Genomic DNA, 13,594 nt, shown 5'->3' with positions numbered 1-13,594 from the left:
CACCGCTGCTTCGGGTGGGCGACATTGCCGAAGATGCGACTTTTCGGGAGTCGTTCATTTGTGGATGCTGACTCTAACAACCCAGGGTCTAATTCCCCAGACAACGATCCATATTGCAACCCACAAGAGAAGATTGACAACGAGGACGTAAAGCTGCCCTTCCGGTCCGGTCAATCGAGAGTTAAGCGGAGTGATCTCGTTCCCCCGTACCTCGTAGATCATGCCCGCAATGCCATCACCCAATAATTCCAGGTCAATCCATTGCCTGTTTTCTCCAAGTTGCTTCACGCGCACTGTCCACGATGAATCTCCGGGAGATTTCATCTGCGGAACAACTTCCTCTACCCATCTTTGCCGTTCCGGGGTTACTTGCAGGGTGCATCCTTCACCTAAGGCGGAAGCGGGTTCGCTCCCGCCGAGTTCATGCCAAAGGCGAAACTCGACGTGGTCCCGACAGACCAACAGGATGGGATCGTAAAACTTCTTATTGAAGGGACGGGTGAAGAACCTCTGTCCGATGCGCCATGACACAGGGAAAAGAAGGAAAAAGCTGATCGCCATCACGACTATGAGAACGAGCTTTTTCATGACGCGATTCTTACATGACTCCCGCAAATGTATGGTCCGCCGCACGACTGCAAGGGAAAAGCGAAGGGCGACATCGACAGGTCTGCGCAAATGTATTCGGCCTTTGGGTGGAGGGTCTAGTCTCCTGGCCATGATGAGTTGCGCTGCGTGCTCTACCTGATAAACGGCACGGTCATGGAAGACCATTTTCGGGAGCAGGTTTTGAGCACGCCGTTGGGAACTGTTCGGTCGTCTTAGCTGTCCAGTGCAGACCTTGGTGGGAACTCTAAATCGTCGTCGTGGTGCGGTAAAGTGGGAGCGCGATTCTGCGCTTCCAAGCCGAAGGCGTCTTTTCCGCGCCTGCTCAGGCCGGCATCGGAGCCGTTGCTGGGCGGTAGTCATTGCCGCTTGAGAGCACCGCCCAGGCCATACGAGCAAGCTTGTTGGCTGCGGCTGTAATGACGACCTTCACCGGTGCTCGTTGTTCCAGACCATCAAGCCAAGGCCCAAACGGGGAACGCTCTCGCTTGACGATGAGAACTGCTGATCGGGCGCCATGGACGAGCAGCTTTCTCAGGTAGCGGTTACCTCGCTTGCTGATGCCGAAGAGTCTCGCCTTGCCGCCGGTCGAGTGCTGTCGGGGTACAAGTCCAAGCCATGCGGAGAACTCTCGGCCCTTATGGAAGGCTGCTCCGTTGCCGATCGCAGCGACGATTGCGGTTGCGACCAAGGGGCCGATGCCGGGGATTTGTCTCAGCCGTTGGCATGCGGGGTCGGAAGAAGCGATCTGCTCGACCTCTTCGTTCATCGCAACGATCTGCTGCTGAAGATCCTTCCACTCGCTCCAGAGCAGGCTGACAAGGTTGCGCATGCGTGGCGTCAGGTTCGACTCCGCGTTCTCGAGTATCTCTGGCATCGCTTGTCTCAACTTGATGGGAGTCTTGGCGAAAACCATGCCGCGCTCCAGCAGAAAGGCTCGCAGCTGGTTGATCACGGACGTCCGGCGAGCGACAAGCCTGTCACGCACACGATGCATGGCTTGCAGGTCGAGCTGATCGTCGGTCTTGATCGGAACGAAGCGCATGTTCTGTCGGTCGACGGCTTCAGCGATCGCCTCAGCATCCAGGAAGTCGTTCTTATTCGACTTCACGAACGGCTTTACAAACTGCGCTGGAATCAGCTTCACGTCGTGGCCTTGCGCTCGCAAAGCCCGGCCCAGGAAGTGCGCTCCTGAACATGCCTCCATCCCGATCAAGGAGGTCTGCATGTTCGCGGTGAAGGTGATCAGTTGCTTCTGAGTGAACTTCTTGCGCAACAGCACCTTGCCAGCTGCGCTCAGGGCTACGAGGTGAAAGGTCGTCTTACCCAGATCTATGCCAACCGAATGAATCTGCATGTCGATGATCCTCCTTGTACCTGCCAACACAATCGCCTACCTTCCGGGTGGAGATCAAGCGGCGGACCATCTCATTAACGGCGTTGTCGGCAACCTGCACGTATTGGTCCTGATAACGCATTTACACCAGCAGCGACCAGAACCCTAACCGCTCGATTCCTTTTCGTCTCTGAAGAGTGGAATCAGTTTCGCCGCCGGCTTTCTTGAACTGAAGTCGAGTTGCTTCTGTTCATGACCTTTGGGATGCTGCTCACGCCATAGTTCCAAGAGCAGCGGCGGCATGGCCGAAAGCACTGCTTTTGTGCGGTGAACCTTGGCATGGCAGCCAGGGCACAGCGAAAGCATCAGCTTCAGGACCGACTTACCGGGTCTCCGGTGGTGAACGATGATGGACCACTTGTCACGACCGGAAGCATCACAAACGCGGCAACGGTAGCCGTCACGCTCCAGAACCGCTTCGCGCAGGCCACCGAAGTACTCCTCATCCTGCCGCTTCAATGTGTAGCAGGTCGAGCACAAGCCCAATGCCAGGACCTTTGCTTTTCCGCATGGGCAGTGCATCACCCTTTGAGCGAGACGCGTCACTTCCCCGCCCTTTCAGGTTGAGCCTTAGCTCGTCCGATGTAGCGATAGACCGTAGTCCGATCCAATTTGAACTCACGCGCTAAGGCAGCTTTGCTTTCGCCCAAACCAAGCCGACGGGTCAACTCAGAGGCCCGATCCGGCGTCAACAGGCGCTTGCGACCTTTATAGACACCATCCCGCTTTGCCAGCTCAATCCCCTCCCGCTGGCGTTCCCGGCTCCACGCCACTTCGAACTCCGCGAACGAGCCCATCATATTAAGAAGCAACGTAGCCATCGGCGAGTCGTCGCCGGTCAGAGTTAGATTTTCTTTGATGAAACGGACCCCAATCTTCCGCGAAGTCAGTTCCCCGACTGTCTTTCGCAGGTCTACCAAATTCCGGCCTAGGCGATCCATCGAGTGACATACAACCGTGTCGCCTTCCCGGACGAACTTCATCAGAGCTTCGAGTTGGGGGCGTTGGATGTTCTTGCCCGAAGCTTTATCGAGGAATACGCGGTCCACCTCCAGCCCTTCGAGCTGGCGGTTCTCGTTCTGTTCGAAGCTGCTCACCCTGACGTACCCGACCGTCTGTCCCTTCGGCGGGTGGTGTGTAGCATTAGGCTTTACTACTTTCGGCATTGCCTGTAGCATAAACCAGAAATCAACCCTATGCCACTAGGCTGAAGCCAATGATGCAACGTGGCGATACGGTATACCCTAAAGGACTCTATCCAACATTTGAGTGATTTCCTTGACTTCCTTGGTTACTTGCATTGCGCGTCTTCCAATGGCCAATCAAACTTCGAATTCAATTTTGCACGGAGACCCTAGATCTCTTTTAGATACACTAGAGGGCACTTTCGCTCATTACAAGGGATCAACTCATTTGCAATGAGATAGACGGAGAACACCAACACAGTCCGTGAAAGTCTCTAGTTCAGTCTATGGAGAAGCTCCCGTGGACTAAATCTGTCGCAGACGATGAACAAGTGCAGTTCCGCCGGCGACCTAAGCCGACACCTCGATGAACGAATGAGCTACAAGTTCTTTCTGGTGAAGAGTTGCGTCTGCAGTCAAGATACCAAGCCAAAAGAGATCGCGTGCCCGCGTAACTGCGACATAGCCGATGCGGCCAGTCTCTGATCCTGTTCCGTCGAGCAGCGCCTTCAGATGGGCGCGCTCCGCCATGTACAGGACTGCGTCGAGACTCTCCCCCTTGACGCCGTGTACCGTCTCAACTCGCAATCGAGCATCGACGATGATTTTCTGTTGATTTGTCTGAACCATCGGGAGGTCTGGAAGCTGCTTCTTCGCCAGCTTCATCCCTATGTTCGGCATTTCTGAAAAGCCGTACTCCTTGTTCAATTTCTGGAGTAGCGCCTTCACTCGTACAAGAAGAGCTGGATGCCACTCGGACGCGGTTTTTAGTGTCGCACTTGGCAAGCCGCTTTCGGGTTGACGGGTAAACCCCCACACAATCCTGCGCAAACTTCGATACTCCGGATATCGAGAGACATCAAGCATGCGCGAGCACAGATGATCGGGCGGAGACTTGAGCAGCATCACCACTGCTCTCGCAGTCAGCCGGAATGCTTGTTGGTAGTCCCCCGCAGAATCGCGAGCCATCGCCGCCGCTGCGAATTGCTTCGTCACTCCTTGCCCTACCTCGCTACCGAAGTTACGGAGCCGTTTCTTTCTTTCGTTCGCTCGGCAGACGATTGCTGAACGGGATAGGTCAAGGCCTGCGGCCAACACGGCCTTCTCGAAGGCTTCGATAACCTGCGACTCCTCGCCTTTATCGTACCGGACAAAGTATGCCCCATTGTGAGAGGCGGGAGTGCTCCGAAAGGCTGAGTCATCGCGCTTGGAGAGAGAATTCGCCACGGCAACGATACGAGGCACCGAACGTCGATTGATGGTGAGTTCTTTCTTGAGCACACCTTTGCGTAAGGCATAGCGCTTAAGGTAGTTTCCATCAGCCCCGCAAAACTCGTAGATCGCTTGGTTGGGATCGCCGATCAGCGTTACCTGCGAGCCAGCTTCTGCAAGGAGTTCAACAATCGCGATGTGACTCGACCCAACGTCCTGCGCTTCATCGATGACGATCTGTGAGAACTTTCTGGCCAATGCCTTCAGAATGCGTGGCTCTTCTCGCAGCACACGATAGGCCCAATAGCGCCCAAGATTATGCGTGTAAGCTCCGAGAGCTCCCAGGGCTTCAACAGTCTGTAATGCTCGCTCAAGTTCCACCTGCGCCTTTTGATACCGTCCGAAAAATACCGTACGTCCGTCATGGAGAAATGCCTCAACCGTATCAACTTTGATCGGAAACTGCTGACCTTTCGGCCTGAACTGGTATCTGGGGTTGGAAAGGAAGCTCTCTGTGCCAGACAAGAGAAATGGTAAGCTAGCGCACTTCATCACGCGGTTTGCATGCGGTCGCAGAATCTTTGACGTCAGGAATCCATCGAACGTCTCGATACAGACTTGTGACGAACGAGTGCGCTTCATCGTAACGATGTCATCCCGATAGGTTTTCCCAAACAGGTCCACAGCGACATTCGAAAAGGACAATAGAGCTACGTTGTCTCGTCGCTGCGGAAGAAAAGAACAGATCGTGTCCATTCGCCGCACTGCGGTGAACGTCTTACCGCTCCCTGCGCAGGCAATGACGCAGAGGGGACGAAGCTTCTCCAGAATGATCGCTTTCTGCTCAAGAGATGGCTCATTCATGCCTAGGCCTTCTTGCCGCAACAAACATGCTCGATAGCTTTTTTGATGTAGGGAGGGACAGCGCAATCGTTCTTAGCGTCGAGCAGCTCTTGCGCCAAAACTTGCCCGAATCTTCCCTTCTGCACATTATTGCTGCTCCTTTCGAACATCCCACTGAACAGCACCTTGGCTTTTGCGGCGTCCCCCTTTGCAGCCGCCACTTCCTTATCCAAAGTTGCGCCGATCCCCGGATGCAGCACCTTCAATGCCTTCAACATGAGCGTACGGTTGCTTTCAAAGAGTGCCAAGTCGTACTCCAACGTCTTCTGGCCATGGAACACCCCGATGAATTGGTCTGTACTCTGCAATAGAACTTTGGCGTTCGCTGAAATCTCAATGGCATCATTCGCTCCGGGATACACCGGAACAGACTCCTCACCGACCATAGTGAAAGGATCCGCATCTGTGATGACCGCTACCGGAACGCGAATGCTATCTTCCCCGAACAGAGGCAAGAAGCAATCGAAGTTGAGACCTTCAACGCTTATCAGGCTGACCGCATAATCACGGAGATTGTAGCCACACTTCTGTGCCATAACACTTACGAGCATGAGTTCAGCGGCACCCTCGACAAAAATGATCCGTTTGGCGAAGAACAGCTCGGCACGCGTCACATCTAGATATCGTTCAAGCTTCTCGCGTTTGCCCTTGTCGAAGACAACGGACCTAGGTAAAAAACTCTTCGTTCCAGTGTCCCCTTCTACCAGGCACACCAGAGAAGATAGTTTTGCGATGCTCGCAAAGTGTGGCGAATGGCTCGTGACGAACACTTGAACCGCCCCCTCGATCTCATCGCCGACTTCTTCTTCGGCTACGGACTCGGCCGGAGGCTCTTTCTCGCCTAAGTTCTCCGTCGCCGACTTCTGGCTTTTCTTCAGAGACTTAACCTTCTCGAGATACTGCAACAAAATGCTCTGCAAGTGCGGATGCAGGTGGGCTTCAGGTTCTTCCACAATAAGACCGCGATAGGTTATTTCAGGATTTCGCGCAAGCTCGCTCAGTACAACCGTCATAAAAATAAGATTGTTGAATCCAAGGCCGTTTTGCTCAACATCAAACGAATCGACCATCAATGAGAGCCGTGATGAAAACCTCTGGAAATCACTCGCGCTAAGCCCCACTTCCAACACTTGTGCGAGTTGCGCTCCGAGCATCTTCTCGTGATGCCCAGTAATCGCCAATTGGATGTCGATAATGGGCGGGTGAGATTTTAGATCTGTATCGAGCTTTTCAAGAGCTTTTTCGATGCCGGACTGACCGGCTTCATCGGCAAGGATGTGAATCAGCCGGGCCAACTGGCTGGATCGGCTTGGACGTAATCCAAGCGCTACGTCCCGAAGAGGCGGAAGATACACCCCACGCAGGTTTTCCGTCATTTCGCTGTTTAGACTGTTTTCTTCGAGAGCGCCACTCCAGCGCTTCACCCGGAGCCGTCCAGAGGACTTTTCCGGATCGCTGTAGCGGATGTGGAAGTGAGCCTCTAACGACTTCCCTGGTCCGGTCGCAATGAGCGATGGCAAGAAGTCGGCCTCATCGTCAAGATCGAGACCGGAGAAGACATACCCGAATTCAATAGCTGTTGCCACCTCTCCGGTCTTCGACCGAAACAGGTCGTCACTCGAAAGCCGCGGCAGTGGTTCGTCATGTCCGCCTAGGAGAGCGCGAAGCGCGTCGATAACGGCTGTCTTACCCACGTTGTTCGGGCCGACGAGAATATTCAGGCCGGATTGGAACGAAACGTCGACCCGTTCGAGTTTTCGGAAGTTCCGAATGGTCAATTGAGAGAGGTACACAACGTCTCCAAGGAAGACCTCCATTCTATCTGGAGGAAGTTGATGCCCAACAACTGGACAGACCTAGAAATTGATCTCAGTGTTACCTGTTGACAAAGGCTTCGCTGGAACTTCGACATGAAGCTCCACAGACCGATCCTGTGTAGATACCGACCGTCGTCAATCAGGGGCATCTGAGGCCCTCCTCCACGGATCGAACAGTGTGGAAGACATGGTCGTCAGATGTGGCTCTTGTAGATCTTGACGGGCACAATATCGCCTACCGACGTTCAGGTAAACCGGGCACGATACCCGTGTACGTTGTCGTAACCAGAGTTTGTGAGAACATCGGAGCGCGTCATCAGCGGTATTTCTCTAACAAAACGGGCACGCTACGTCACGTTAGCGTGTACCCAGAGATATACACAAGTGGATAGGCCGGAGTACTCAGGGCTGGGCAAATTTCACAAAGCGAGGTGAGCACTCCGTCGTCGTCCTGTTCGGGTCTCGGATTTTCATAGCGACAGATCGTATAGTGTCTTCATGGATGAACTGGAGTTCTACGATCAGTCTGCTCTACTAGCCAGGCTGACCAGCGCGCTGAAGAAACGTCCCCGCGAAGTGATTTTCCTCGTCGGCTCGCCACTTTCGGCACCAGCTTCTGCAGGACTCTTGGGCGTCCCCAACGTAAGTGGGATGATCGACATCATACGCGGTGAATTTGCTGACGACCACAACCTCCTCAATCAGCTAGATATTCTGATTTCGACTGCCAAGGACAAGCGTTACCAGGAAGCCTTCCGCTTTCTTCAGAGTCGCCGCGGGCCTGCTGTCGCAAACGAACTTGTCAGAAGTGCGGTGCTGGCCGCCTGTAAACCAGAAGCCAGATACCGAGGACAATCAGGGGACGAGCAATCCTGTCAGCTTTTAGAAGCCGACGACTCGCTTTGGGCCGTCCTCCCGGGCGGTTCTGCCATTGCTTCATTGATAACCCACAATCCAGACATTTTCGGGAAGTCGCTGCTGACGACCAACTTCGACCCGCTCTTAGAAGTCGCGATCGGAAAAGCAGGCGGCAGACATTACCGCACCATCATGCAAGGCGACGGCAACGTCTCGATTACCTCTGCGGTTGGTTGCCACGTGATCCATTTGCATGGTTACTGGTACGGGTCCAACACTCTGCATACGCTGCGTCAGCTCACGCAGCAACGACCGCAATTGAAAGCATCACTCAATAGGCTCATCCGGGATCGCATTGTCGTCGTGATTGCCTATGGCGGCTGGGATGATATTTTCACAACTACGCTGTTGGAGATGGTTGCCGATGATGCTGATAACACCGAGATCCTCTGGACCACTCGCTCCGCCTCGCCGTCGTTTCCTGCCAATATCGCGGCGCAGCTCAAACTAGCCGCCGACAAGGCCAAGGTACTTGTCTACGGTGATATCGATTGCAACGTTTTTCTTCCGGAGCTGGCATCCTGGTGGCTTGCCAATAGTGTCGGGCATCCCCTCACGCCTCCCGTTCCAGTGAGCCCTGTTAAGTTTGAGTCTTCTCTGATAACCCAAATGACTAGTGCGCCTCCCAAGAACATACTTCTTGAAGGCGACCTCGAGGACCGGCCTCCAGTGATCGAGTTCTGTCTCGGCCGCGAGGCGGAGCTTGTTCTCTTGGAAGCAGGTTCGGCTGTAGTGTTCATAACGGGTATTGGAGGCGAGGGGAAATCCACAATTGCCGCCAAGGCGTTCGGGGATCGTCAAAAGCAAGTGCCAGATAACACATACGTGTGGCGTGACTGCAAAGAGGAAGGCGAACGGTTTGAGAATCAATTGGCTGCGATCGTCGAGAGTCTTACCTCCGGGCGTGTGCAAGGGTTAGACCTGGCAAAGCAAGAAATACAGATCATAGTCGACATTCTCATACCATTGCTCACCGATAAGAGCTTTCTGTTCGTTTTCGACAACATAGATCATTATGTCGACCTCGAGACCTTACGGCTTACCTCAAGCGTCGAACACTTCGTGACCGCAGTATTGGAAAGAGCTCACACCACAAAGTTAATCTTTACCTCTCGTCCATCTATTCAGTTCACTCATCCCTCTGCAACAACGATCCGCTTGAAGGGGCTTACCCTGTCTGCGGCTAAAGCACTGTTTGTTGCTCGAGGCGCTGTATCTTCCGAGCTAGAGATTGAGGACGCTCACGAGGTTACAAATGGACACGCTTTCTGGCTTGACCTATTGGCCATTCAAGTCGCCAAGCAATTACCGGGATCTTCACTGCGAACACTGGTGGACGAAATACGCAGGGGCACGGGTGAACTACCTAACAACATGCTCAATTCAATTTGGAGCAAGTTGCGTGACCGTGAGCGAACAGTATTGCGAGCTATGGCTGAGACAGTTCGCCCAGAACGAGAGAAAGAGATAGCCGACTACGTCAGTTCGGAAATGAATTTTCAGAAGGTGTTCAAAGCCCTTCGAACGCTCCGGAGTGCGAATCTCGTCGTGGTCAAGCGTCTGCGGGGGGGGGAGGAAGTCCTCGAACTTCATCCCCTAGTCCGCACCTTTCTTCGCAAACGCTTTTCGCACAAAGAGCGGTTGAGCTTTATCGATGGCATTATGCGCGTCTACAATCACTTTATCGGATTGCACCGAAATCAACTTAGTGACAGACCCACATTTGTGGTACTGCAGAACTGGACACAAGCTGCAGAGCTAAGCGTCGCTGCAGGCAGGTTAGGTCAGGCTTATGCAATACTTGCCGAGTCCGTGGGAGCTTTTTCGTCTAGCGCATACCCGAGAGAATTCACCAGAGTCGCACGGCTGCTTTTGTCGAGTGGTGACTTCGTCGAGGAGCACAGAAGTTACAAGAAGCTCGATACGGTCTTCAAGACGCACATCGAACTACTGTCATACCTTGGCGAGTTTCAGGAAGTTGATTCTCTACTCAGCAGGTTTGCACTCACTGTTCCGGAAAAGGATGCGCGCTTCATCCTATATTGCCAACTGCGCGCTTATACGTTCTGGGTTCGCAAGTCCTTCGCGGAAGCAGTGGACTGGGCGAAACGAGGCCACACTCTTCAGGTAAACTCCAACGTGGACACTGATGACTCTATCGGCAATGTACTTGGCCTGGCCTTGCGTGATGGTGGAAATCCTGATGAGGCAATGGAGATTTTCCTAGAAGGCTCACGCTTGGAGGAGTTTACAGACCCAGATGAATTCAACCAAGATCATGGTGGACCTCACTATGGAAACATCGGTAGATGTCTGCACTTCATGGGCGAACTAAATGGTGCATTGATCTGCTATCAAAAGTCGGCTTTGATCATTGAAAAAGACAGTAAGCATGAACACATCCTAAATCAGGGGTACATTAGGCTGTGGGTTGGTGAGGTTCTCATTTCGCGCAAGCAAACGCTTTTAGGATTAATGTTCCTTGAGGCTGCACGCAGAAAATGGGAGCAGGTCAATCCCCTGGAAGCTGGACGCATAGCGGCTTTACAAGAACAACAGGACTTGTTTACACCGGAACTCCGAAGTAGACAGAACCGAGTGGAGAGAAGTTTTCAGGATTGGATAGTGGGTAAGGTCGATTAACAGGCAACACCTTATGCTAACCGAGCCAAACTCTCGTTGTCAGGATCTGGGTACCTATTTTCACCCAGAGGGCCTTTGACTCTAGGTTATGTGGACTAGCAGAGAGGCCGCTGTTGAGTGCTTGAGGCCATAGCGTCTTCGTGCGGTTCGAAAACTAGCTTTCCAATAGCAACGTCTCGCCAAGAGCTTCGATCTCGGCCAAGTCTCGTCCCACAATGCCTTGAAGGTCTCCATAGATCCCAGCCGTGGAGTCGAGCAGCGTATGCAACTGTGCCTCTCGCTTGGACCACCGCTTCATTGTGGCCTTCTTCTCATCCGCCAAGTCTTTTTGCATCTCAGACCAGCGCTCTGCTATGGCCTCGATGCGCCCCCGGAACTGTGAACCAGTTAGGTAGGCGTATACGAGTTCACTCTTAGTGTGCTGGCCTTCGGCACTGCGCCGCTGGCTCGCTAGCTGGAGCAGCGATGCCCGTAATGCCGTAGCCACTGGGAGCGTGCATCCTAACGATGACACCCATACTCCATCAACCTCATTGAAATGCCTAACGTCCGGCGGCATCGCCTGTGACACAATCACGGCGATGTCCGCACGGGCAGAACGCTGGTCCCCCTTGAGCTTCGAAAGCCAAGCGGATTGCCAGATTTTGGTGCGTTTGAACTCCCACAAGATGCGACCGCACTCCCGCCCCGAGCTGTCACGGACGACCTGCAGGGTGTCACCGCCGAATTCACCTTTGGGCACCGGCTGCAATTCATCGAAGGGAAATTGCCGCCGAAGCTGGTCTTCCAGCAAGAGTTCCAGAGTCTCGCCCTGTGACTGTTGCGACCCCTGCTGAGCCTTCCGGCTCGCCTCTTCCAGTTTTGTCGCGAGGTCCTTGATCTGCCTTTCCTTCTCGCTAAGCTGGAGTGTAAGCCGCTCACTGGCTTCGTTCGCCGCGGAGGCACGCGCCTGGTCGAGCCGGCCACTGACCTCCTGTTCTATGCGTAGGGGCAGCTCTCGTTCTTTATCGTCGAACTCCCGCTCGCGACGCTTCAGTTCCACTTCGGCGGTTTGGGCAGCTGTCAGCTTGGCCGTAAGTCGTTCGATGTACTCTCCCTGCTCCTTGCGATCCCGGTCCCGCTCCGCAAGCTCGTCGGCAAACCGCTGACGTGCCCGGCTCTCCTCTGCTTCGGCGATCGTCTTTCTTTCTACGATCAACCGCTCAGCAAGCTCTTTTGTAACTGCTACCTCGGTCTGACGCGTGACTTCCGCAGCCAACTGCTCCCTTTGAGTGCCGATCTCTGCACGGGCTTCCTCATATCGGCGCTTGATGTCCGCTTCGCGTTTGGCGAGCTGCTGCTCGACTTCCTGTGTTGCCTGTTCCTTGCGGGTAAGCTCTTGCTGCTGCTTAGCGACAGCATCACTGTGTGATCGAAGCTTTGCCTCGTACTCGGCACGAGTGGCTTCGATCAGCGGAGCCGCTAGGGCCTCGGTAAGAAGAACCGGCGTACCGCATTTTGGACAGGCAATTGCAGGCTGAGCCGCAGATGCAGAGCTGAGATTGGACATTGCACTTGTTCTCCAAACCCTGAGTATAGGCGAACAGAATACGAAGTGCTAGATCACTGGGCGTACATTGTTGAGCCGTCTAAAGAGATGATTCTTGAAAAGCTAACCCCAACGCCCGCGTTAGGCAGGAGAGGAACAATGAGTCACCATGCCTCCAATGCTTAAGCTTCGGATGTAGCTAGTTCTAAGCTGATGAATTGAAGAATCAACCTGTTGCATTGCTCAGTCGCGTCTTGTTGAACCCAGTGTGAGACACCAGGCAGAAAATGCATGCTGAGGAGGGTGACGAACTCTTCCGTTCCAATAGTTGATGCTTTGGTCAGGAACCGATCTTCCTCACCCCAAATTAGGAGGGTTGGGACTTCAATTCTGGGGAAGCCGTAACGAAGCTGACGCTGGAGACCGCCCCCGCACACAAAAGCCCTGTACCAGTCGACCATAGCCTTCAGCGCGTCGGGTTCAGCGGCGTTAGAACGAGTAGCCTCAAGCAGGTCTCGGGAGAACGATTCGGGTCGGGTGGAACTTCGCAGCATAGCCTCTTCGATTCCCTTTGCATTTTTCCGACGAAGAAACCACTCAGGTAAGAATGGCATTTGGAACGCCGCGGCGTACCAGGAACGTACAAACTGCTCAGGACGTCGCAGGCTCCTGGCGAAGCACACCGGATGCGGAACGTTGATGATCACGAGCTTGTCCAAAAGCCGTAAACGTCGACTGGCAAAACACCAAGCCACGATGCCGCCCCAGTCATGACCAAGCAGAACCACGTGCTGGGCACCCGAAGCATCGATTAGGGCAGCAACGTCAGCCATTAGATTTTCTATAGCGTAGTCCTGCATGCGGGGTGGTCGGCTGCTCTTGCCATAACCACGTTGATTCGGTGCCCATACTCGGTACCCACTCTCGGCAAGGGCTAACATCTGTTCACGCCAGCTGAGAGCTACCTCGGGGAAACCGTGCAAGCAAAGCGCAAGCGTTTTGCCCGTACCGCAGGTCAGAACCTCAAATACAAGGTCATTTGCGGCCACCATCTCGGTCTTCAGTTCATATCGCACGGCTTCACTCAAGGGGTTTCAACCTGGTGCCCCTCATGATGAAGGATTGCCGCGTTCCTTACAAGGGGTGCCACTTGCGGTTAGAAAAGACAGATACTCGTAGGATCAGCGAGGGACATTGTAGGCAGTCTGCTTTGGCCACAAACGTCCTCTATTCTCACACTTCCATGGAAAGGGTTTCGAAGCCAATATTCGGGAACATAATGCAACCTGGATAATCTAAGGACGGCCGGAAACGGTCAACCATGATTTCTTCCGCAGATCTTCAACGTCTGGCGCATTTGAAGACTCGGGATGACGCCAAGAAGAAG

The 13,594-nt window shown here is 53.9% G+C and carries 9 protein-coding genes; 1 reads left to right on the top strand and 8 read right to left on the bottom strand.

The features are described from left to right. Positions 1 to 54 precede the first annotated feature (54 nt). The 6 genes from ACIX9_RS26185 to ACIX9_RS23055 all read right to left on the bottom strand — a co-directional run bounded on the left by ACIX9_RS26185 (position 55) and on the right by ACIX9_RS23055 (position 7,118). On the bottom strand, positions 55 to 588 hold the full coding sequence (locus ACIX9_RS26185; protein ID WP_157478412.1) for a hypothetical protein: 534 nt from the start codon (positions 586 to 588) through the stop codon (positions 55 to 57). A gap of 343 nt (positions 589 to 931) precedes the next feature. Next, positions 932 to 1,963, bottom strand: a complete 1,032-nt coding sequence (locus tag ACIX9_RS23075; RefSeq protein WP_013573305.1) for an IS110 family RNA-guided transposase — start codon at positions 1,961 to 1,963, stop codon at positions 932 to 934. A gap of 144 nt (positions 1,964 to 2,107) precedes the next feature. Further along, positions 2,108 to 2,461 (bottom strand): HNH endonuclease, encoded by a 354-nt coding sequence (locus ACIX9_RS23070; protein WP_232298992.1) that lies wholly within the window; start codon positions 2,459 to 2,461, stop codon positions 2,108 to 2,110. An 83-nt stretch (positions 2,462 to 2,544) separates the two neighbouring features. Next, complete coding sequence (locus ACIX9_RS23065; protein ID WP_013573303.1) at positions 2,545 to 3,180, bottom strand: recombinase family protein; 636 nt, start codon at positions 3,178 to 3,180, stop codon at positions 2,545 to 2,547. A 357-nt stretch (positions 3,181 to 3,537) separates the two neighbouring features. After that, positions 3,538 to 5,262: a DEAD/DEAH box helicase gene (locus ACIX9_RS23060; RefSeq protein ID WP_013573302.1), complete on the bottom strand. Its 1,725-nt coding sequence runs from the start codon at positions 5,260 to 5,262 to the stop codon at positions 3,538 to 3,540. Between the two features lie 2 nt (positions 5,263 to 5,264). Next, positions 5,265 to 7,118, bottom strand: coding sequence for an ATP-dependent nuclease (locus ACIX9_RS23055; protein WP_013573301.1), 1,854 nt, complete (start codon positions 7,116 to 7,118; stop codon positions 5,265 to 5,267). A 498-nt stretch (positions 7,119 to 7,616) separates the two neighbouring features. On the opposite strand from ACIX9_RS23055, the gene ACIX9_RS23050 reads away from it, so the two are divergent. Further along, the gene (locus ACIX9_RS23050) at positions 7,617 to 10,679 is read left to right on the top strand and encodes an NB-ARC domain-containing protein (protein WP_013573300.1); all 3,063 of its coding nucleotides are present in this window, start codon (positions 7,617 to 7,619) and stop codon (positions 10,677 to 10,679) included. Between the two features lie 154 nt (positions 10,680 to 10,833). Here the strand turns inward: ACIX9_RS23050 and ACIX9_RS23045 are convergent, their stop codons facing one another. Both ACIX9_RS23045 and ACIX9_RS23040 read right to left on the bottom strand, forming a co-directional pair. Then, positions 10,834 to 12,228: a DUF2130 domain-containing protein gene (locus ACIX9_RS23045; protein ID WP_013573299.1), complete on the bottom strand. Its 1,395-nt coding sequence runs from the start codon at positions 12,226 to 12,228 to the stop codon at positions 10,834 to 10,836. A 161-nt stretch (positions 12,229 to 12,389) separates the two neighbouring features. After that, positions 12,390 to 13,295: an alpha/beta fold hydrolase gene (locus tag ACIX9_RS23040; protein ID WP_232299000.1), complete on the bottom strand. Its 906-nt coding sequence runs from the start codon at positions 13,293 to 13,295 to the stop codon at positions 12,390 to 12,392. Positions 13,296 to 13,594 lie beyond the last annotated feature (299 nt).

This window comes from Granulicella tundricola MP5ACTX9, assembly GCF_000178975.2.
Lineage (GTDB): Bacteria > Acidobacteriota > Terriglobia > Terriglobales > Acidobacteriaceae > Edaphobacter > Edaphobacter tundricola.
The sequence above is the reverse complement of the archived record's forward strand: the minus strand, read 5'-3'. Positions and strand labels throughout refer to the sequence as shown.